Below are 22,053 nucleotides of genomic sequence, written 5' to 3'. Positions count from 1 at the left end.
AGAAGAAAAAGTAGAAATTAGCTGTCTATAGTAAATCTCGGCATCTATAAGCAAACATTAAACAACTGGGCACTAACTTACTAAAATATCCTTACGTTAGTGCACTTTGCTAACAAACCAACAACCAACCAATTTTGTTAAAAAATGCGGAACTGGTTTGATTCATACAACATATCGTTTCCGTTCGCCTCCAGGGTGCGAGATACACTGCTCGCCCATAGAGTGATCTAGAATTCGAAACGGCTATTTATATAGCAACACATTATAGATGCTAATTTAGCTATTTATTTCTGAAAAAACACATACCATGCCAACACATTATTGTTATCATCTCTTATCTCACTTGCTTCAAATTTTTTGATATTCCTTTGTTGTAAATTTTCTTTCAGTGTTGATATGCGTTCTGCAGACATTGACGCTGCAACTAACTCTGTCAATCGAGTTCTGTAAACCCTTAATTGCACACCCACAAAATCAAGATATTCGAGTTTTTTATCGACATCCCAATACAAGCCGCTTTTAAAAAAATTATTCACATAATTTAGAAACTCACTCTCCCGTAAGGACAGCTCATCACAGGCGGCCAACTTTGACAGTAAACCATTAATTTCCAAACGACTTTCTTCACATTTTTCACATGACTTAATTCGAGCTAAATCTTGCTTATCCAGTACGACCCCCATATCTGTCGCTAGACAATTTAGGCGTTCAATCACTTTATCCAGTTCTTCTCTAAGTATAAAGTCCAACAACTTATGGTTATATTTTATTATGACAGACTCCCTATGGTGCATTATTCCATGAAATACGCCATCCGATGCTAAGACCCTTTCAACCTCTGCTAGAGAAAGTTCTAAATTTGAGTACTCAATACCAAACTGGGAAATAACGGCATTAAATTCACCGTTTCTGAAAGGAAGTTTTTCTGCAGGCGTATTCCCAATTAATTCTATACGTATGTTTTTATTATAATGTGAATCGGCAAGTGGAAGTGTGTTGATATCAGCATAGTCAATTCCTTTAACCACGCCTTTTATATCAGACTGACTAAAATAATCTTGGACTAAAAGAGGCAAAGCACCATTCCCGGTAGCAACATCTAACACATTGAATTTTGATGGGAAACCACTAAAAACATTAGACCAACGCGCTTTCAGTAATCCAGTGTAATTTCCTTGAAAATCGGCACCAAAAGAAGTTAAGTGCCCTAATTTCCAATACTCACTCCAATGCTTGCTCATTTACAGCTAATCCTTTGTTAAATTTAGATATGAAATAACTTTTTCGCCTAATAACCTATCTTATAGGTTACCCGTGATAATTCAACTTATGCTACATAGCAAATTATGTACACTTACAAGTAAGAATAACTAAATAGTTTCGTTAGCTTCAAATACAAAAAGGCCAGTTCAAAGAACTGGCCTTTTTATTAAACCGCAATCAAATTAGAACTTGATTGTGTAGTTTGCACGATATTCACGACCATAGTTGTTATACAGGTCAGCGTTCTCATACACACCAGAAGAGCTTAGAACTGGATCTTCATCAGTCAGGTTGTTGATACCTAACATAACTTTACCGTAGTTACCTAGGTCATAGCTATAGCTGATGTTGTGAATTAACCATGAATCCAAGCTACCAGAAGTACCAGACTCATAAGTTGAGCTTGTGTAGTTCATGTTCCACGCTAACACGCTATCACCGAAAGAGTAAGTCGTTGTGAAGACAGACTTGTAGTCTGGGCTACCTGCCCATCCTGCGATATCTTCTGACACACCTGCGGTATCTTCAGTAACATAGCTCAGAATGAAGCTGTTGCTCCACACAAGGCCAAACTCACCGATACCAGTTTCCATGTTGGCATCGATTGTTACGTCGATACCTTCAATTTCAAATGTATCACCGTTAGCGTAGCCAGTACCCACTTCCAGTGCTTTACCTAATGAACCATCGGCACCATTTGGAGCACGAACAACATAGAATGTTTGGTCAGCTGAGATAGTACCATCATCAATACCCTTAAGTACTGACTCAGTAGTACGAGAACTGATAACGTTATCAACAGTTAAGTCGAAGTAATCAACTTTCAGTCCAACGTTATCAATAATATCCCAAGCCACACCTAAGTTAATATAGTCAGAAGTTTCTGGCTCTAGGTTCTGGTTAGCAGAATAGTAAGTATCGATCTGTCTGCTTGGGCACTTGTCATCAGCAATGCCTTGGCTAGTACAGTATGGAATGTCACGAGCTGATTCAGCACTAAATGAAGTCGCAGCATACAATTGGTCTAACGAAGGAGCACGGAAAGCCTCTGAGTATGAAGCACGTACTACAAGGCTATCCAGAGCTTGCCAACGAACAGATGCTTTAGGAGAAAGCTCGCCACCAAAGTCACTGTAATCGTCATAACGAGCCGCTAAGTTTAGCTCTACGTTATCAATTACTGGCAATACTGCTTCGTAGAATACCGCTTTAACATCACGGCTACCGCCCGCAGAGTTACCCGCACTACCACCAATTAAGCCTGCTTCAGATTGTGCATCATATACTGATGAGTAATCTTGCTCGAAGTATTCGGCACCAACATAGTGCGCCACAGCACCACCTGGCAGTTCAAAAGCATCGAAACCGATACCGGCGTACCACTGGTTAAATACAGAACGATCCTGAGTCAAAGTAGTCGCTTTCATATTTGCGATACCTTCTTCAGACCCTAAATCGATACCGTTTGCCTCATTATAAGCAAGGCCAGCATAACTTAAATAGTATTCACCAATGGATTTGTTATCGGCTTTATTGTAGTGATAGTAAACTTCCCACGATGCATCATTTAATGATGCGATAGTTCCACGTAAACCCGTTAAATAATCTTGGTTATAATCGTCTACGTTACCATCACGAGTACCGATACCCGCCCAACGCCAGTAACCTGTTGTTTCTTCACCAAATGGGTTATGTGGGTTATCGGCTGCCATGTTGTTCCATGGGGCAGCTGGAGGCGCATAACGGCCAAAGGAGTTGTTCTGTGTCACCATAGTGCGACCGAACCATTCAACATCTTCGGCCACTTCATAGTTCGCATCTACATAGACAGTGTTACGGTCAGTAGAGGCTTTGTTGTAAGAGACGTTAGCGTGGGCATACATACAGTAAGTTGAACCTGGACCCCAGTCATCATCGGCAGCTACTTCTTTGAACACATTTGAACCATATTGGGCGGCTAAATCGTCACATAGTGGAGAAGCTTGTGCAGAAGAGAAATCAGGGGCTGCTACTGTAGCACCATAGATACTCCAACCGATGGTCTCTGTGTACGCCTGAATAATGCCATCACCGTTAGCATCATTCATGCTAGGCGCAGTATAATCACGGTCCGCATCAGAAATACCTTTACGGTCTTGGTGATCGAATGAGAATGTGATATTCCCTTTGTCCATTTGGTAACCAGCAACGACAGAGAATTCTTTGCTTGTTAAGCCACCGTCTTGTTCACGAGAACCACCACCAGCATTAAATTCAATGCCTTGATAGTTTTTCTTCATGATGATGTTAACCACACCCGCAATCGCATCTGAACCGTAGGTTGATGATGCACCATCGGTAAGAATGTCGATACGCTCAACGGCCGCCATTGGAATAGCGTTCAAGTTAGCAGAACTGCCACCCAGAGTTGGTGAACCAGGGAAACGTTTGCCATCAATCAGCACTAAAGTACGTGATGAACCTGCACCACGTAAATCGATAGTCGCTTGTGACTGTGCTGAGCTACCAGAACGCTCAGAGAATGAACCGAAAGAGTTTAGGTTACTGTTACGGAGTGCGTCCGCAACGGTAAAGTTACCTTCAACTTTCATGTCTTCTGTTGTTATAGATGTTACAGGCGAAGCACCTTCTAGATCACTACGTTTAATACGTGAACCAGTAACTTCGATACGTTCAACTTTCGCGCCTTCTTCTTCAGCAGCAAAAGTAACAGGTACGCTTAATGTTGCGGCGGTAACACCACTAATCAACGCAAAACGTACTGACTTAGCCAATAAGCTATTCTTATGCATTGTCTATCTCCCTGGATATTTGTTATTTATTATTTTTTACTTTGAGCAACCTTTAGGCACCAAATGCGCCACAAAGCCACGTATAGGCGACACAATAAAAACACATGGGAAACATAAAATCAACAAATACAACCACAGAATTACAATAGTAATGCATTTTAAAATATCAAAATCACGTAAAACACAATTAAATCAATATGTTGAATAAAATTAAAATCATTCAAAGTAACAAGTTGGCTTAAAAGCAAGTTTAAAGCGACTAAGATTTATGCCCTTGATCTAACAAAAAATAGTCTTGCATTCACAAAAAAACATCCTCATTGAGAACGACTTTTAAATGTAAATTACGGCGTCCTGAAGTAGAAGTTAACTCGACAACTGCTCACCTTTTAAACAGACAATTTTGTTTCGCTTCACTAAAACAACCAAGATTAATACTTAAGTGCTTATTGATACGCGTACCACACAAACAAAAATGCCAGTCATGGCTGACTGGCATTTGGCAACAAAAGTGGTGAGCTTAGTTTCGCTCTTACTTTATAAAATGTAACTCTTACAGAGTGTAGCGGATACCGATTGCGATACCATCATCTTCTGAAAGTGACATTCTGGCTTCTTGTTCTTTATCGGCACTGGTGAAATCACTGAAATCTTTACGTGCTTCGACATAGAGAACTGTGTTCGGATCCCAAACAAAATGCAGCCCTGCAACCACGAACTGACGTTTAAATACATCATTAGGATCGGCGTTAAAATTTGGCTGAATCACGTAATCCTTACCGGCATCCAACAGGTTATAAGAGATAAATGGACGTAACCCATTGTCAAACTTGTAAGATACTAAGGTTTCAACACCATAAGCGTCTTTGATTAATCGGCCAATATTATCGGTATCATGGTTTTCTTGCTTGTTGACGTTAGCAGCTGCATAGAAGCCGTTATTGTCAAAATTACCCCAAGTAATACCCGCACCGTAGATTAGGTCAACAGCAGTCTTTTGATCACCATTACCGTAATTAATATCAAATTCACCACGGTTAATACCCGCCATTAGGCTCAGCATATCTGTTGCTTGGTAGGTAACGGCTCCACCATAGGTATAGTTGTAAGTCACTTGCTGCGAGTCAGCTTCACCTTGGTTCCAACGTGCCTCACAAGCTTCTTCGGTGATATCTTCAACATCACAGGTGTAGAAACTGCTGTTTTTCAATTGGGCTTGAACCGCAAAGCTCACATCACCAAATGCGTTGCGGTATTGAACCAGTTTATCGCCACGGCCTACGCCGTTAACCGCACCGTCATCTTTGTTGAATGTGTAAACACCGGCGGCGTTACCATCCCATACAAAACCATAGTTAGTGTTATATACCACGTCGTACCAAGCACCCCATTGCTTACCAATGCTGATAGTCCCGTAGTCATCATTGGAAATACCCGCATAACCGAGGCGGTTGTAAAAAAACTCATCTTGAACAGATTCAAAACGATTGTTGTAAACGATGTCGCTGCTACCAACGGGATTAACACCCCATTCTAATTTGGCAAATGCATTCCAGCCGTGGGTCAGTTCACGGCTAAAACCAAAATTAATGCGAGAAGCACCATTAACAACTTCAGTTTCCCCTTGCGTATTGATTACGCGCACATCAATAAATCCACCGATTTCGACGGCATTTTTATCGTCTTTGTAGATCTCAATTGCCGAGACTGTTGGAGCGAGGAATATTGCTGCTAACGCAGTTGCTACTAACGTTTTGTTCATTTGGTGCTTAACCTTTTTCGTTTATGTTCTATCAACGTCATTCCGTTGTTATATTTCCTTACAATTTCCCCCCTGAGAGTAGCAAACTTTCAACGAGCTCTCAAAGCGAAACCTAAAGAATATGTCGATTAGCATCACAAAAATAAACCAGTTAACCTCTACAAAACAGGTTAAAACGCTACAACCACCAGTAAAGTCAACAGGTAAAAAACAATAAAAACACTATATTAACAACAACTGTTTCGATGCAATGTCCATGTAGTTTAGTTTCATTATTGAAAATACAGGCTCGGCGATGGGGCTGATCTGTTTATCAATATAATATTGATAGTCAATTACCGACGTTCTGTACAGTACAGGTTCCGGACCATTGATTGTGATCACATAATCAATCTGCGCTCCTCTCTTGCCAAATGAGGCCTTTCCTGTTAGTTCACATAATTGTTTTGCCACTTTGACATGGGGGGAGGCTTTGGCGGTATATTCCTCCAAATTACGCCGCATCCGCTTGCGAAATATCAGCTCATCATCCCGTTTTCCGGCTAAGAGCTCATCAATAACCGATGCGAGATAACCACTAATATCCCGTTGATTAAACATGCGTTCGTACAATTCAGCCTGAACGTTTCGCGCCAGAGGACTCCAATCGCTTCTAACTTGCTCCATCCCCTTAAAGGTGATTTCAAGCTGATTTTGACCGTTTCGCCAAGCGCCAACATAGCGTTTTTTACTGCCCTCCAGTGAACCTCGTAGAGTCGGCATAAAAAATTGCTCATAATGCCGCTCAAACTGTAATTCAAGAAAACTCTCAAGTTGGAATTCCTGCTTAATTTTCACCTGCCATTTAGCGTTAATGTGTGCAGCTATGGTCTTACCTAACTGGGCAACATCTATAAGCTCAGGATTTTTACCTAACCACACAAAGGTCGAGTCGGTATCGCCATAAATCACCTGATATCCCATGTCTTCAATCCAAGCCCGCGTTTGCTTCATAATTTGATGGCCGCGCATAGTGATCGAACTCGCCAATTTGGCATCATGGAATACACACCCCTGGGAACCTAAAACACCATAAAGCGAATTCATAATAATTTTAATTGCTTGGGATAAGGGCGCATTCGATTCACGCTTGGCTTTTTCACGCTGCTCGGAAAGATTATGGATGAGTTTAGGTAAAATGGGTTGCTGGCGACTAAATCGCCCCCCAAGAAACCCTGGGACGCACTCTGACTCGGGCAACTGTAACCCTTCGATCAGCCCTTTAGGGTCAATCAGAAAAGTGCGAATGATCGAGGGATATAAGCTCTTAAAATCAAAAACTAAAATATGCTGATATAGTCCGGGGACCGAGTCCATCACATAACCGCCGGGGCTCTCTATCCCCTGACTCGCTGGTGTATCGGGTGCAACATAGCCCGCTCTATGCAAATGAGGTAAGTACAAATGATTAAATGCAGCGACCGAAGCACCGACGCGCCCAAGCTCTAACCCCGTTAGTTCAGCCCTTGCAAGGGCAAAATCCCATAACTGTGTATGGTGAAAAATATCCCAAACGAGGCGGCTATCGGTCAGATTATAGTGTGCCAGCCCCTGCTTATCATTGGCAAAGAGTGCATCGATTTCTTGTACACGATTATCAACGTTATGAATCGCTTTGCCTTCACCTAAAAGCGCTTGGGCGACAAACTCGAGGGAAAATCGCTCAAAATGATAAAACGCCGCCTTAAGCCAATCTATACCATCGAGCACCACACGCCCTGGTAGGCTCAAGGTTTCTGGGCGAAATTTATTATCAACTTTCCATTCGAGTAAAGTACCACCGCGCCCAATGCGAAGGGGAATGTGGTGCAATTGTGCTCGGCGAAATAACAAGGCCAAGTCAAAAGTCACCACCGACCAACCTATGATGAAATCGGGATCATAGGCCGCAAACCAAGCAATTAAGCGATGAATAAGCTCGGGCTCATCCTTTACCCATTCGATATAGCGAGAACCGATATGGCCAGGCGCGTCCGGCTCAGGCTCACCCACCATAATCACTTTTTCATAGACTTGCTCATTATGCTCTTTGCCATACAAAGCCACCGAATAGAGCAGGCCCTCGAAGCTGCACTCAAAATCCAGCGATACGGTGCGTAAGCGGATCGATGTTTGCGGCGCTATGCTCCTCGCCCGCTTTGCGACAAACACAGGAATAGTGCTAGCAACCGACGCCTGATTGTCATCCGATGGGCGATAATGCCCTAAAAAGGCCACATCAAGGGCGACAAAACGCTCAATTAAAAATCGCTGTTCTGGACGAATATCCGCCTCAAATAAGGGAATGTCGGCGTCCTTCGCAATCCTTTGTACAGTCCGCATTGTGCTACTTGATTTGGCATAAATCCCAGCCACGACAGCGCCCTTGAAGCTTTTTAGGGCTAAAGGGACGAATCGTAGGGCTTGGCCCGGCATCTGTAACTGCAGGGCGGCCACATCCATTTGATGACAAAAACAGAGGTATTCCGTATCGTGCACTTCCACCAGCACAGGGCCTTGCTCGGTTGCTAAATAATATTGCAACACTAACTGCCCATCACGTTGGCTCGCATGGCGGGTTAAGACTCGACCTTGTACACTCATTGGTGCCATAGTCTCAGGCTTCATCTGCGTGGGTTTCCAATTTAAATGCCGTTAAATGGCAGAAAAGTTTCTTAGGCTATGCAATCACTGTTATTATGTACAGCATTAATTCGATAAAGTAATGACGCATGTTACCTGACAATGTAAAAACCCAGATCCGCGCCATCTATAAAGATATCGCCAGCGCCTTACCTAATTTTAGGCCGCGCCGCGAACAAAATTTTATGGTGGCCGAAATATCTAAGACCCTCGCTGGTGATTACGACAAAGACAGGCGCATTATTGTGGTCGAAGCGGGTACGGGCATTGGTAAATCATTGTCTTACATTTTGGGGACTATTCCGCTCGCCTTAGCAAGCAAAAAAAAGGTCTGTATTGCCACCGCAACGGTCGCGCTTCAGGAGCAGTTACTGCACAAAGATCTGCCCTTCTTCCTTGAGCAATCTGGGTTAAACTTTCGCTTCGGCCTAGTAAAAGGTCGCCAGCGCTATGTTTGCCTTTCAAAATTAGCCATGTTGATTGGCGATGATAACAGTACCCAAATGGCCATGTGGCAAACTAAGCCCGACAACAGCCAGATTGCCATGTTGCATGAATTGCTAAAGGACTATGCCGAAGGACGCTGGAATGGCGAGCTCGATACGCTATCGACACCCATCCCAGATCATCTTTGGCAGCAAATCGCCTGCGATAAACACAGCTGTCATCGGCAAGTAGCGAGCCACAGAAATTGCCCCTTCCACAAGGCACGTGAAGATGTGGATACCTGGGATGTACTGATAGCCAACCACAGTTTGCTGTTTGCCGATTTAGAATTAGGTGGCGGCGTGATCCTGCCCGATCCCGAAGAGGTGTTTTATGTTATCGATGAAGCCCACCATCTGCCCATTGTGGCGCGGGACTTTTCCAGCGCACAGGCCACGCTTCGGGGCGCCGCCGACTGGCTTGAAAAGGTCGGAAAGACCAGTGCAAAATTACAAAATCAGATAAAAAGCAATAATATCATCGCCCCAGCACAGGCAATGCAGGACCATATTGGCGATCTTATCGGCCAGCTTAATCAAGTCGCCCATTATTGCGATACCCAAACCAAACAATTTGCCAATCCAGAAAGCCGTTATCGCTTCGAGCATGGCAAGCTGCCTGAGGCCCTTAGGATCCCCGCCGAAAACTTAGCCACCACGGCCAATCTTGCCCTTAAGCAATTTAACAAGATGCAATTGTTGCTCACAGAAGCCATTAAAGACGGTGATATCCCCAAACATCAGTCCGAAGCGCTGCAAGCCGAAATGGGGTTTATGTTACAGCGCCTCGAGAATCTGCAAAAACTATGGCGCATGATGGCCAAGGAAGACACCCATAAAGGTGCGCCAATGGCACGCTGGATTGAACTTATCACGGGAAAACAAGTGGATTACCTGTTTAGTGCATCCCCTATTGAAGTCGGCTTTATGCTCGAATCTATGCTGTGGCAAAAGGCCGCGGGGGTCGTGCTATGCAGTGCCACCCTACGTGCGCTCAATAACTTTGATCACTTCGCCCATCAGGTCGGGTTATCCCTTAACGATGGGAGTCGTTATTTGGCACTGCAATCTCCCTTCGATTACCCCAATAATGCCACACTTTATTTACCTAAGATGAAGACTGAACCTACGGATGATGCCTATACCGAGGAGTTAGCCGAGCAAATCATTGAATTGATAGAGGGGGAAATGGCAACCTTAGTGCTGTTTGCATCCTACTGGCAAATGGAGAAAGTGGTTGAATTACTTGAAGGTAAACTCACCACTGAGCTCCTTATCCAAGGTAATGCACCGAGGCAGCAATTGCTCGAAAACCATAAAGCCAAGTGCGATAAAGGTGAACCCAGCATTTTGTTTGGTACGGGCAGTTTTTCAGAAGGACTCGACTTACCGGGGGATTATCTGACCAATCTGATTGTCACTAAGTTACCCTTTGCGGTACCCACCTCACCCGTTGAGCAAGCCCATGCGGAATATGTCAAAGTCAAAGGTGGCAACCCCTTCTTACAACTGACCATTCCAGATGCCTCGCGCAAGCTCATCCAAAGTTGTGGTAGATTACTGCGTAAAGAACAGGATTATGGCCGCGTCACTATCTTAGATAGGCGCTTAGTGACTAAACGTTACGGTAAATCCCTGTTAGATGCCTTGCCTCCCTTTAGACGTGTCATAGAGTAGGATTGAAATTTGGAGTTGTTACTCGAGCCCAGCAACTGGGCCCTGTTGGCAGTCATTGGCTTAATCGCTGGTTTTATCGATGCCGTAGTTGGCGGCGGTGGTCTATTGTCAATTCCGGCACTCTTAACCCTTGGCATTGCCCCACACACAGCCCTTGGCACAAATAAACTCGCAGCAAGTTTTGGCTCATCGATGGCGGCATGGACCTACTACCGCCAACATCTATTTAAACCCGCATTCTGGTACATGGCATTTATTGCCACTTTTGTGGGGGCTATCCTTGGTAGCCTTTTAGTGTATTTGCTAGACACACTGTGGCTCGAAAAAATCTTACCCTTACTGATTATCGGTATAGCTGTCTATAGCTTAGTGAGCCCAAACGCGATATCCGATACCGATTGCCAGGCATTGACTCAACCGCCGCCGAGACAAAAACAAGGACTGCAAGGACTGATCCTCGGCGCCTATGATGGCTTTGCAGGCCCTGGGATTGGCGCATTTTGGACCGTCAGCGCAGGTTCACTTTATAAATTACCTTTGCTTCACAGCTGCGGCCTTGCCCGTGCGATGACGTTCACAAGCAATCTCACCGCCTTAGCCATTTTTGCTTGGCTTGGACAAGTACAATGGCAAATAGGGCTTTGGATGGGCTTGTGCATGATGTTAGGCTCGTTTATCGGCGCCCGCTGTGCAATTAAATTGGGCCTCCCCTTTATTCGGCCTTTATTTGTATTAATTGTCCTAGCGATTGCGGCAAATTTAGTTTGGAGTGCATGGTTTTGAATACAAAGCAGCTACTCAGCATCCTGAAAAATCAACTAAAAGCGCTCGAGCAGGAAGTCATTCTGCACGATAATCACCTCGCACCGCAGCAACGAAAACTATTGCAGGATACTGAGCGTTTTAACCAATCGTTATTTATTCAGCATGGTGCCCAGTTAATGCCCTGCATCGAGCAAATCCGAAGTAGCATCAGTCAGTTGGAAAAACAAATTAACCTCAAACTCGCGCATCACACTATCGCGTTAAGTTGTGAACGCATTCAAGATAGATTCACCGCGGTAAAACGTGCGCTCCTGACCACATCCATTGATTTAAAAGCAAAAAATCAGCAACGTGCCAGTAGCCGCGCACGTTTTGCTAAGCGCCAAGCCCTATCCCATCAAGAAAGCGGATTTGGCTGGATCGCCAGCAATGTGTTACAAAATAGCCATGAAATTTACGAAGAACTGAACAAGCACTTAAACTGGGCGAAAAAATTTGAACAAAAAATTGCAGAAATGGAATCAAAACTTGAAAACTGTCATAGTGCTGACAAAATCAGTTTGCAAAATGACATCCTTTTGATGCATCGTCGTTTAGGGAAATGCAGACAAGCTATCAGTTATATAGAAGATCGCATTCAAGCATTCGAACGTCCGCATCAGAGCCATAATCGTTAAGGAACAATAATGAAATCACTTTTGCCAATCAGTAGTCTGCTCGTGTTACTCGGCTCTGCCTCAGCCTTTGCTGCAGATCTGAATATTCCCATGTCCTTCGAATACCTTGCCCTCGATGGTAAAAAAGTCGAGTCCAGCGTATTTAATCACAAGAGCAGCTTAGAATTGGCCCCCGGCACTCACAAAATCGCCATTCGTTACCATGAGATGGTTGAAGATGATTTTAGTGATAGCCAAACCTTTGTAAAATCAGCTCCTTTTATCGTGACCTTAGAAGTCGATGGTGATCATCAATACCATCTACAGGCCGCCGAAGGCGAAGTGGTCAAGAAACCTAAGTCCTATGCTCAAAACCCACAGGTAGTGTTAACCCGTAGTGACAAGGGCCAAGTCAACTACCAAGTTGCCAATACCGATATTGAAGAAGAAAGTTTTGTTTCCCGTCTGTTCAGTGGTAACCAAGCCGTTGATGTATCCGGTACGGCTGCGGCGGCAACGGGAGCTGCAGGTGCTGCGGCCGTCGTGGTAGCATCGGCGCCCACCTCTACCCAAGCAGCGGTCAATGCAACGTCATTAACGGCACCTGTCGATGCATCTAAGGCAGCGGCAGCCAATCCCCAGCAAATGTTGCAGTATTGGTGGCTACAAGCCGATGAGAAAACTCGCAAAGAATTTATGAGCTGGGCGATTTCACAGCTATAACACCTTGCGATAACAAGGTTTAGTCGATATTGGCTATGATCCCATTGGTTTATCACGCCAGCTATTCCAAGCTGGCGCTTCCCTCTCACCACAGATTTCCCACCACTAAATACGCAAACCTTCGGCAATACTTATTCGATAATCAGCTTGCCACACCAGCGCAGTTTCACGCACCCATCGCGATGACGGCGCAGGATGTCATGCAAGTGCATCAAAAAGCGTATGTTGAGCAGTTTATCGCCGGCACTTTGCCAACCGCGGCGCTCAGACGAATTGGTTTTCCCTGGAGTGAAGCCTTAGTCGAGCGCACTTTACATTCAGTGGCGGGCACCACACTCACGGCCTCACTCGCTATCGAGCATGGCATTAGTCTGCATTTAACCGGTGGTTATCACCATGCACACTACGACTTTGGCAGTGGTTACTGTATTTTCAATGATTTAATCATCGCAGCCAAAAAAGTTATTGCAGAAAAGCAACTCCATAGGGTGCTCATCTTTGACTGTGATGTTCACCAAGGTGACGGTAGCGCTACCCTGAGCCATAGGCATAATGGGATCATCAGTTGCTCAATCCATTGCAAAGAAAACTTCCCTAGCCGTAAACAAAGCTCCCACCATGATATTGAGCTCTCTAAGGGCGCCGATGATAAAGCCTATATTGAAACCGTTGAACAAACGCTCGCCCTCCTTATTCGGATCCATCAGCCGGATCTCATCCTCTATGATGCAGGGGTCGATATTCATCAAGATGACGATCTCGGTTTGCTTAACATCAGCCAAGAAGGACTATTCAGACGGGATTTAACTGTATTATCAATGGCAAAATCGGCAAATATTCCAATTGCAGCTGTGATAGGCGGCGGTTATAGCAGAGACGCACTACAATTAAGCCAAAGACACAGCCAACTTTTTATTGCGGCAAACCATTTGTGGTAGCACACTCAATAAAAACCATCATGGAGCACAGCGATGCAACTCGAAATCCGTAATTATTACGAAGTTCTCTTAATGGAAATGTTATCCGATGAAGGACTTATGGATGAACTGCCAGAGGATTATTTAGCCGATCTCTGTTGTGTAACCCTCAACCAACTGCCCGTGCGTTATATACGCCACCTCGTCGACACTTACTTTTTTGAAGACTACAACGAGTTGCAGGAGTTGAAGCGGGAAATTCAAGCCGCATTGGAAAAATCCCGCGCCTTCCTCAAGCAGAATCTACAAAAAAGGTTGCAGGAAGAAACAGAATATTAATTTTTGCAGGTGGTATTCGCTAGCAAAATAATAAAGTGTGAAGTTATAGAAATTGGAAGTTTGCTAAAAAGAGAGTAAACGAGCAGAGATTGGAGGTTCCCCTAGAGCCGACACCCCGGCACACGAGTCGCTTGCTGCGGTTGCTCCCTTCCGGGCCTGGCCGAGTTCACAAGTTATCATTGCGGGGGGACCCTAGGGTCACCATAACTTCAAATAACAATCCTGTGCCCTTAGGTAAGGAGGTTAGTTGAACGACGCGGATTATCCCCTATGGCACCTAAGGGATCAAGTGCTAATCCACCCATTTGGCAAATATCCCGCTTAACTGGACAATCTATAGGCAAACCATTGTGTGCACCATAGTGTATGCATAGTATTTAAATGATAAAAGCCTACATTTGTAGGCTTTTTCATCGTTAGTACGCTCAATTAATCATTAGCCGATGCGGATTATTAACTCAGATCTTTATCAAATGTCGATTCTGTTCAATCAATTTTGCACCTATACCCGATACATTCGCTAAATCATCGACCGCCTTAAACTTACCATTCTGAGTACGATAATCTATGATGGCTTGGGCCTTAGCGGCGCCGATCCCCTTCAGCATTTGCAACTGTTCAGAGGAGGCGGTATTGATATTGACTTGTGCGGTATCAGGCATCGCTTTTTTCGCTTCCGATGCCGCATCTTTCACATCCATGTTTGCTTGAGTCTGTACTTTAGTGGCTTCTTTGACGGGATCCGCTGCGATTGCAGGGATGGCTACTAATGCAGTAAGCGCAATGGCACTCACAATAGCCGTTATATTGAGTGTGGTTTTCATAATAGTTCCTCTTTCCATGATATTCGGCCTTTCATCCTACTTCCGTGGCCTCAAATCAAAAATAGACTAAGGTCTGCTGAATTACCAAATCACCACAATAAATATTATCTATCACTAAACTTAAGGCCTATTCAGGCATGCTTAATCATAAAATAACGCCAATGCTTACTCATAAAAATGGGGCGCCAACTAGCCCCCATTTTTACCGCAGTTAAATGCGCTACTTTACCATTATGCCAATCTCCCTAAGGCTTGGCTTAGGTCGGCAATAATGTCATCACAATCCTCTAAACCAATAGAAATTCGCAGTAGATTATCGCCAATCCCAGCCTCTGCCCTCGCCTCTGGCGTATAGGGAGAGTGCGTCATTGATGCCGGATGTTGAATGAGGGATTCAGCGTCCCCTAGGCTCACCGCGATAGAAAATAACTCTAAATACCCCACAAAGGCCATGGCTTGTTCTAGATTTGCCGCCAACTCAAACGCGATCACCCCACCGGCGCGTTTCATCTGCTTACCCATAAATTGATGCCCTTGATGGGATTTAAGTCCGGGGTAATACACTCGCGTAACACTTGGGTATTGTGCTAAAAACTCCGCCACGCGCTGGGCACTATCGCAATGGCGTTGTAAACGCACATCTAAGGTTTTAAGGCCGCGTAGGATAAGCCAAGCATCGTGGGGCGATATGACAGCGCCTATATCTTTTAAGATTTCATACTTCACTCTATGGAGCTGATCTTCACTGCCACACACTATTCCCGCAATCACATCACCATGGCCATTTAAATACTTAGTCGCACTGTGGACCACCAAATCGATACCAAAATCGAGCGGCCGCTGCAGTAATGGCGTCATAAAAGTATTGTCGACAATACTGACCAACTGATGACGTTTGGCAATATTCGCAATTGCCGCTAAATCAAACACCTGCAAATGGGGATTAACTGGGGTTTCACAGAAAATGACCTTAGTATTGGATTTAATTGCCGCTTCTATTTCTGCCAGAGATGAAAAGTCCACTAGGGACACTTCAATACCAAAGCGCGCAAACTGGGACGTCATTAACGCAAAAGTACAGCCGTATACGGCATTGGACGCCACTAAATGATCGCCCATCTGCAGGTTTGCCAATAATGCGGCGGATACCGCTCCCATACCAGATGCGGTCGCGGCGGCGGCCTCGGCCCCTTCTAAAATCGCCATTTTACGTTCAAGCTCGGCGGTTGTCGGATTACCTAAGCGAGTATAAATATACCCTGGCTCATTGCCCGCAAATCGCTCACCACCTTGCTTAGCCGACTCAAATACAAAAGTTGCACTTTGATAAAGCGGCGTCACTAAGGCGCCAAAGGCCTCCCGTTCGTGACCGCCATGAATAACCTGTGTTGCCGCCTTCCACATCTTGCCTGACTCATCTTGCATACCTAGCTCCTTGTAATTGGCATTGAGCGATTCCCGTTGTTGATTGATTGTTCGTTTAGGATGTTCAATGCCCGCGTTATGGACAATTCAATAGATAAGTTAATGAAACATTAGCCCTATCGAATAAGCCCTACCATAACGCGGCCAAACACTTAAGCCAGTAGCATGGCGAAAATAGCCGAGCGCCAAGTGTAATAAACTTGTTACATGGATACTCAATCTCGGCAAAAAATCATAAAAAATGCGCTAAGGAATAAATCCACTAGCGCATCTATTTTCACCCCTTTAAATCAGACACTATTTGATATTTAAAGCATCTACTCTCTTGGATTATCTTTAGCCGAACGAGATACTTTGACATCAACATCGGCGAACTGGCCTTTTAATGCGTCTCGGCCTTCCTTAGTAAACAGCTTGCCTGAAAACTGCTTAAGCTCAATTAACAATTCCTGATGCACTTTAGACAATTTAGGCCTTTGGTCTTCCCTAAACACAATCGGCCGACACAGCGCCATGGCTTGGTATCCAAGGCGCGCCGTTAACATACCGCCCCCTAAGCCTTGAGCTAAGCGAGCAGACAATTTACCCGTCATTTCAACGGATAACAGCTGCGTACCTAAATCTGTGACTAACTCACTGGTGCCCGCATAAATAATATTAATGATAATGCTGCGGATAAGTTTAATTCGGCTCCAGTAACCCAGCTCTATGCCATAACAGCGGGCCACATCGCGCAGCATACGTTGATTACGCCAGAGGATAATTGCCATATCGAGCACGGCTAACGGGCTGGCGGCTAATAAAACTGCCGATTCGGCCGCATATCGCCGCACCACTTTTTTGGCCAGTTCATCCCGCTCAGTCAACACTAAGTCCTCGAATAACAAGACTTTCTCGGCATCATTATGGTCATCCTTTAATGAACGGCGAAGTTGCTGCACACCTTGGCTGTCTTCATAGTGGCAAACGATATTATCGATAAAGCTGTCTGCTTCACCCATTTGCATGCTCTGGGCTAGTCTAGCGCCCGTTTCTTGGGTATCGGCGACCTGTTTGAGCCGCTTAAGCTTACGGTATTCACTGACGGCGCCCGCCAATGCCCACGCACTGACGACCCCAAGCACCATGCCATAAAAACTGAACAACCAAGGGCTCTCAAGCCAAGCATCCCTCAGTCCTAATCCCGTTTGAACGACTACGAGCAGTATTAAACTCGACACCGCTAAACGGGCGAGCCAAGACCAACGGCGTGATTTAACCAGTTGAGGCGATACGGATTTAACGTCGATGATATTGGGATGGGCAGACAATGTCGCATCCATTAATTCCTCAATATCAGTAGCGACTTCTTGCACTGGCGTATAGGGATCAAAAGCTTTTGCTCCTTTGAGTTCCTCTTTGCTGGGTTTAAGCTCAACGACTTGTGGATCAAACAGCAACTGCTTTTTCAGCGGCTTTTGTTCGACAGATTGTTCCGCGCAGTGTTCAACTGGCTTTTCAGATGTTTTGGCAGCCTGTTCATTTGGGTTATCCGATAACTTTAACGTCATTCCAACTTATCTCCCAGTAAGTACTGCAGCAGATGATCGAGACGAATATGGTCAAAGTGCACTTGAGAGGGATCGACATTGACATTGTTTGGCGGTGCAAAGCCGACAAAGTTAAACCCTTGGTCACGCCAAAAATGCGCTTCAGGTAAGCGAGTAGGCACTTCGCCGGGAAATAAGGTCAGGGCTTTACCGTTGAGTCCCGTCCCCTGCACGACTTCCACCTCGCCCTCTTGGGTTGTCACCATGCCATGGCGAGTCGCCTTGATGGCGCTAATCGCCATTGTCTCCACTTTACAACCATCGAAACTGGCAAAATGCTGGCTGTGTTTCAACATATCAGTTAACAGGGACAGCACATGGCCCTGTTGATCACGGGTCACATGGTCAACCTTGCTCGCGGCAAACAATAAACGGTCGATGCGGGGGGCAAATAAACGCCGTAAATAACTCGATTGGCCAAAATGGAAACTTTCCATAATGGCGTTGAGCGCCGCGCCCATATCCTCAAATTGCTTTTTACCGCGATTCAACGCACTAAAACAGTCAACGAGTACTAACTGCCTGTCAAAACCGGCAAAATGGTTTTTATAGAAAGGCTTAACCACTTTAGCGACGTATTCATGATAGCGTTTTTCAAGCACATGGAAGCCACTGTGTTTGTCGCTTTGCGAAAGCGCAGTGAACTTTTCATCACTGACAAATAACAGGGGGAAAAAAGCCAATAAAGGTGCGCCCTGCCATTCGCCCGGCAATAACATCCGCCCGGGTTGCGCCTGATAATACCCTTGCACGTGCACTAAATCATTGAGTAATAACTGATATTGATCGGCAATCAGTTTCAATTGCTGCTCATCGGCGCTAGCGGCTAGATCCAACGCAGTTAAGGATTGCTCAAACTGGGCATATAAGGGTGAACTTTTAAGATTCTCGATGCGAACTTGCTGGGCACGACACCACTGGACAAAGTCTTGACGCAGCATAGGTAAATCGAGTAACCATTCGCCGGGATAATCGACTATGTCTAAATATAAGGTCGCGGTATCGGAAAACTTGGCCAGCAAGCCCTTTTGCGGCTGGTATTTAATCGCCAAGCGTAACTCTGAAATAGTGCGGGTGGAGGCAGGCCAAGTCGCAGGTTCGGAAGTGAGCGCTAACATGGCGCCTTGGTAATCAAAACTGGCGATTTCCAGATCCGGCTGCATGGCACGCTTAACCCCGAGTAAACGCTGCTCACGGCTCACCTGCCAAAGTGGCAAAGCACTGTTAGTACGGGCATGGGTTAAGCTAGATACAGGGCCAGAGTTGAGTAACTGATTGACTAACCCAGTGATAAACGCGGTTTTTCCCGCACCAGAAAGCCCAGTCACCGCCAAACGTAAATGCCGGTCCGCAGTGCGATGTAACAGGGATTGGCCCTTTTGGGTCAATTTATGGAGCGAGGCATCAAGCATTCCCATAGAGACTTCCCTTATGTCGAATGAGGTTAACTTATGTCAAGTAATGTTGACTATACACTGGAATAGAGAAGAGATTAAGCAACAAGGGCGGACATGGCCGCCCTTTAGAAGGGTTACAAACTATTGATCTGTCTTTTTAAATCAAAGTTGTCAGAGGTGACGTGGCGTTCTAAATTTTGCAGCCTGACTTCCAAATTTCGGAATTGACGACTCACGTCGCTCAGTGCTTGCTTTGCGGGCTCCCCCGACTGCCACGGCTTCTTCTTCACCTCGATATCGTCCCTATCGTACGACTTTTGAGGCTTGATGTCTAAAATCACCCACAGGGCAACATAGATGATAAACACCACACCTGAGCCACCGAGTAAGAAGATAGACACAGTCAATACACGCACTAACCAAGTTTCAATCGCAAAGTACTCGGCAATCCCTGCACATACACCCGCTATTTTACCGGACTGGGGAATGCGGTACAAAGTACGGCCATTAGATCCTCTCATTTTTCCCCCTCCATTCGGGCGATTCTGTATCCAGAATGGCCTCTAAGGTTTCAATGCGTGCCGCCATTTTATCGGCTTTGGCAATCAAATCATTGAGTTGTGAAAACTCTTCCTCAGTGAGTCCCTGGCTCACTTGTCGCTTACTGCGATAATGAAGAACTAACCATATTGGCGCGACTATCACCATGAAAATAATAATCGGCGCCATCAGTACGTCCATATCCATAACTCACCTCTGAATTGTTATTCTTTTGACTTAGTTGGCGCTTTAGCTTTTACCTTGGCTTTGAGCGCTGCCAGTTCTGCATTCACAGAGTCTTCCGCTTCCAGCGCCGCAAACTCATCGGCTAAGGTCTTTTTGCCGCCAAGATCGTAGGATTCAACTTGGGCTTCTAAGCCTTCGACACGGCGCTCATATTGTTCAAACTTGAGCATAGCGTTGTCGATTTTGCTTGAATCTAACTGCTTTTTCACTTCTAAGCGCGATGACGCGGTTTGAGTGCGCAGAATAATGGTCTTTTGGCGTGCTTTAGCGTCGAGCAGCTTTTCCTGCAGCATGCTCACTTCATCTTTCAAGCGTGCAATGTGCTCATCAATAACAGTTAATTCTTGATTCAGCGTGTCTGCTAAACCAGTCGCTTTTTGCTTTTCAACTAAAGCGGCTTTCGCTAAGTCTTCACGGTCTTTCGACAGTGCCAGTTCAGCCTTATCTTGCCAATCTTGCACTTGCTCTAACACGCGGTTGATACGACGTTGCAGCTCTTTCTTTTCAGCTAATACTTTAGCTGAGGTCGAACGCACTTCAACGAGTGTGTCTTCCATTTCTTGGATAATCAGTCGAACCATTTTTTCTGGGTCTTCGGCTTTATCCAGCAATGCGCTGATATTAGAGTTAATGATATCGGCGAAACGAGAGAAAATTCCCATAATCCTATCCTCAAATTGATGTTGGTCTCGTATAGGGTAATACACTAACCGTGCCAACTTTTAATTATTATTAAAATACAGCAAGTTAAACAAAAAATTAACTTTTACTTCCTTTTACGCTCCAAGCCACTTATTATCATTTTCACCAATTTTTAGCGCGAAAGACTAAAAAATATCGTGGATAATAAATTTCAGCAAGACAACCTTATCGGTCAATCCAACGCCCTACTCGAAGTGTTAGAACATGTGTCGCAAATTGCGCCCCTGTCTAAACCCGTACTGATTATTGGTGAACGTGGCACAGGTAAAGAGCTGATTGCCGAACGCTTACATTATCTGTCTAAGCGCTGGGATCAAAGTTTTATTAAGCTAAACTGTTCATCTTTGAGTGAAAATTTACTCGAGAGTGAATTATTTGGCCATGAGTCTGGCGCCTTTACTGGCGCCAAAGGTAAACATGAAGGCCGCTTTGAGCGCGCCGACGGCGGCACCTTATTCCTCGACGAATTAGCCAATACCTCAGGTCTCATCCAAGAAAAGCTATTACGTGTTATTGAATATGGCGAATTTGAACGGGTCGGCGGCAGTAAAACCGTGCAAAGTGATGTTCGTTTAATCTGCGCCGCCAACGAAGATCTGCCCTCGCTTGCTGACGCAGGCGAATTTCGTGCCGACTTACTCGATAGGCTTGCCTTCGATGTGATCACGCTGCCGCCGCTGCGTTGTCGTCCTGAAGACATTATGACGCTGGCGGAATACTTCGCCGTTGGCATGGCCCGCCAATTAAAGCTGCAACTCTTTAGTGGATTTAGCGCCCGCGCGATCGAGCAATTAATGAGCCACGATTGGCCGGGTAATATCCGTGAGCTGAAAAACGTGGTCGAGCGTAGCGTCTATCGCAATGGTGGTGAAAATAGACCCATCGATCATATTACCCTCGACCCCTTTGCATCACCCTATCGGCCTAAAACTCGGGTCAAGACCCGCGAGCGTCAACTGCCTTTAGTCGCGCCAGCAACGGTGGCCGCAACGCCCCAAGTAGTACCAACACTCGAATCGGCAGCGGTTACCAACAATGATGCTGCAATGAATACTTTTAATTTCCCGCTGGATTTCAAAGAGCAAACGGAGAAGTACGAGATGGACTTGCTGCAGCAGGCACTCTCAAACAGCCAATATAATCAGAAAAAGACGGCTGAGCTTTTAGGATTAAGCTATCACCAGCTGCGTGGCATCCTTAAAAAATACAATTTGCTCGATAAAGCATAAGCAGATTGCCCACGGGGGAGATGCACTGCTAAAATAGCACTTCATAGTCGATAAAATAATG

Annotated in this window: 19 protein-coding genes and 1 other RNA gene; 8 read left to right on the top strand and 12 right to left on the bottom strand. The window is 45.2% G+C overall.

Annotation, left to right across the window (positions count from 1 at the left end):
* Window positions 1-284: 284 nt before the first annotated feature.
* Together JFT56_RS07355 and JFT56_RS07350 are read right to left on the bottom strand one after the other, a co-directional pair.
* Window positions 285-1,241 carry a class I SAM-dependent methyltransferase gene (locus JFT56_RS07355; protein WP_198783016.1) on the bottom strand — a complete coding sequence of 319 codons (957 nt, stop codon included), beginning with the start codon at window positions 1,239-1,241 and terminating at the stop codon, window positions 285-287.
* Between the two features lie 204 nt (window positions 1,242-1,445).
* A complete protein-coding gene (locus JFT56_RS07350) occupies window positions 1,446-3,854 on the bottom strand; it encodes a TonB-dependent receptor domain-containing protein (RefSeq protein ID WP_233095577.1) in 2,409 nt (802 codons plus the stop codon).
* Between JFT56_RS07350 and JFT56_RS19900 the strand changes: the two genes are divergently transcribed.
* Window positions 3,853-4,263: a hypothetical protein gene (locus tag JFT56_RS19900; RefSeq protein WP_233095576.1), complete on the top strand. Its 411-nt coding sequence runs from the start codon at window positions 3,853-3,855 to the stop codon at window positions 4,261-4,263. The genes JFT56_RS07350 and JFT56_RS19900 overlap by 2 nt on opposite strands.
* 345 nt (window positions 4,264-4,608) lie before the next feature.
* Here JFT56_RS19900 and JFT56_RS07345 read toward each other — a convergent pair whose 3' ends face one another.
* Both JFT56_RS07345 and JFT56_RS07340 read right to left on the bottom strand, forming a co-directional pair.
* A complete protein-coding gene (locus JFT56_RS07345) occupies window positions 4,609-5,817 on the bottom strand; it encodes a porin (RefSeq protein WP_198783014.1) in 1,209 nt (402 codons plus the stop codon).
* 222 nt (window positions 5,818-6,039) lie between these two features.
* Window positions 6,040-8,463, bottom strand: coding sequence for a DNA polymerase II (locus JFT56_RS07340; protein WP_198783013.1), 2,424 nt, complete (start codon window positions 8,461-8,463; stop codon window positions 6,040-6,042).
* Between the two features lie 104 nt (window positions 8,464-8,567).
* Here JFT56_RS07340 and dinG point away from each other — a divergent pair, with 104 nt between their 5' ends.
* The 6 genes from dinG to JFT56_RS07310 are packed head-to-tail and all read left to right on the top strand — an operon-like array spanning window position 8,568 to window position 14,040.
* Window positions 8,568-10,640, top strand: a complete 2,073-nt coding sequence (gene dinG, locus JFT56_RS07335) for an ATP-dependent DNA helicase DinG (protein ID WP_198783012.1) — start codon at window positions 8,568-8,570, stop codon at window positions 10,638-10,640.
* 9 nt (window positions 10,641-10,649) lie between these two features.
* Window positions 10,650-11,423, top strand: coding sequence for a sulfite exporter TauE/SafE family protein (locus JFT56_RS07330; protein ID WP_198783011.1), 774 nt, complete (start codon window positions 10,650-10,652; stop codon window positions 11,421-11,423).
* Window positions 11,420-12,082, top strand: coding sequence for a primosomal replication protein (locus tag JFT56_RS07325; RefSeq protein ID WP_198783010.1), 663 nt, complete (start codon window positions 11,420-11,422; stop codon window positions 12,080-12,082). The genes JFT56_RS07330 and JFT56_RS07325 overlap by 4 nt, the downstream gene beginning before the upstream one ends.
* 9 nt (window positions 12,083-12,091) lie before the next feature.
* A complete protein-coding gene (locus JFT56_RS07320; protein ID WP_198783009.1) occupies window positions 12,092-12,784 on the top strand; it encodes a DUF2057 domain-containing protein in 693 nt (230 codons plus the stop codon).
* Window positions 12,785-12,813: 29 nt separating this feature from the next.
* A complete protein-coding gene (locus JFT56_RS07315) occupies window positions 12,814-13,722 on the top strand; it encodes a histone deacetylase (protein WP_198783008.1) in 909 nt (302 codons plus the stop codon).
* Between the two features lie 33 nt (window positions 13,723-13,755).
* Window positions 13,756-14,040 (top strand): late competence development ComFB family protein, encoded by a 285-nt coding sequence (locus JFT56_RS07310; RefSeq protein WP_007647196.1) that lies wholly within the window; start codon window positions 13,756-13,758, stop codon window positions 14,038-14,040.
* Window positions 14,041-14,138: 98 nt separating this feature from the next.
* On the opposite strand, the gene ffs is transcribed toward JFT56_RS07310, so the two are convergent.
* The 8 genes from ffs to pspA form a co-directional block, all read right to left on the bottom strand.
* Window positions 14,139-14,236, bottom strand: an RNA gene (ffs, locus tag JFT56_RS07305) — signal recognition particle sRNA small type.
* A gap of 262 nt (window positions 14,237-14,498) precedes the next feature.
* Window positions 14,499-14,864 carry a ComEA family DNA-binding protein gene (locus JFT56_RS07300; protein ID WP_198783007.1) on the bottom strand — a complete coding sequence of 122 codons (366 nt, stop codon included), beginning with the start codon at window positions 14,862-14,864 and terminating at the stop codon, window positions 14,499-14,501.
* Between the two features lie 231 nt (window positions 14,865-15,095).
* Entirely contained in the window at window positions 15,096-16,289 is a 1,194-nt protein-coding gene (megL, locus tag JFT56_RS07295; RefSeq protein WP_198783006.1) for a methionine gamma-lyase, read from the bottom strand.
* Window positions 16,290-16,606: 317 nt separating this feature from the next.
* Window positions 16,607-17,839 (bottom strand): YcjF family protein, encoded by a 1,233-nt coding sequence (locus tag JFT56_RS07290; protein WP_198783005.1) that lies wholly within the window; start codon window positions 17,837-17,839, stop codon window positions 16,607-16,609.
* Window positions 17,836-19,296: a YcjX family protein gene (locus tag JFT56_RS07285; RefSeq protein WP_198783004.1), complete on the bottom strand. Its 1,461-nt coding sequence runs from the start codon at window positions 19,294-19,296 to the stop codon at window positions 17,836-17,838. Before JFT56_RS07285 ends, JFT56_RS07290 begins: the two co-directional genes overlap by 4 nt.
* Before the next feature lie 113 nt (window positions 19,297-19,409).
* Entirely contained in the window at window positions 19,410-19,796 is a 387-nt protein-coding gene (pspC, locus tag JFT56_RS07280) for an envelope stress response membrane protein PspC (RefSeq protein ID WP_198783003.1), read from the bottom strand.
* On the bottom strand, window positions 19,783-20,022 hold the full coding sequence (pspB, locus tag JFT56_RS07275; RefSeq protein ID WP_007647182.1) for an envelope stress response membrane protein PspB: 240 nt from the start codon (window positions 20,020-20,022) through the stop codon (window positions 19,783-19,785). The genes pspC and pspB overlap by 14 nt, the downstream gene beginning before the upstream one ends.
* A gap of 17 nt (window positions 20,023-20,039) precedes the next feature.
* Window positions 20,040-20,723 (bottom strand): phage shock protein PspA, encoded by a 684-nt coding sequence (gene pspA, locus JFT56_RS07270; RefSeq protein ID WP_198783002.1) that lies wholly within the window; start codon window positions 20,721-20,723, stop codon window positions 20,040-20,042.
* A gap of 177 nt (window positions 20,724-20,900) precedes the next feature.
* Here pspA and pspF point away from each other — a divergent pair, with 177 nt between their 5' ends.
* Complete coding sequence (gene pspF, locus JFT56_RS07265; protein WP_198783001.1) at window positions 20,901-21,992, top strand: phage shock protein operon transcriptional activator; 1,092 nt, start codon at window positions 20,901-20,903, stop codon at window positions 21,990-21,992.
* The last annotated feature ends 61 nt before the right edge of the window (window positions 21,993-22,053 follow it).

The sequence above is a fragment of the Shewanella putrefaciens genome, from assembly GCF_016406305.1.
Classification (GTDB): domain Bacteria; phylum Pseudomonadota; class Gammaproteobacteria; order Enterobacterales; family Shewanellaceae; genus Shewanella; species Shewanella putrefaciens_C.
The sequence above is the reverse complement of the archived record's forward strand: the minus strand, read 5'-3'. Positions and strand labels throughout refer to the sequence as shown.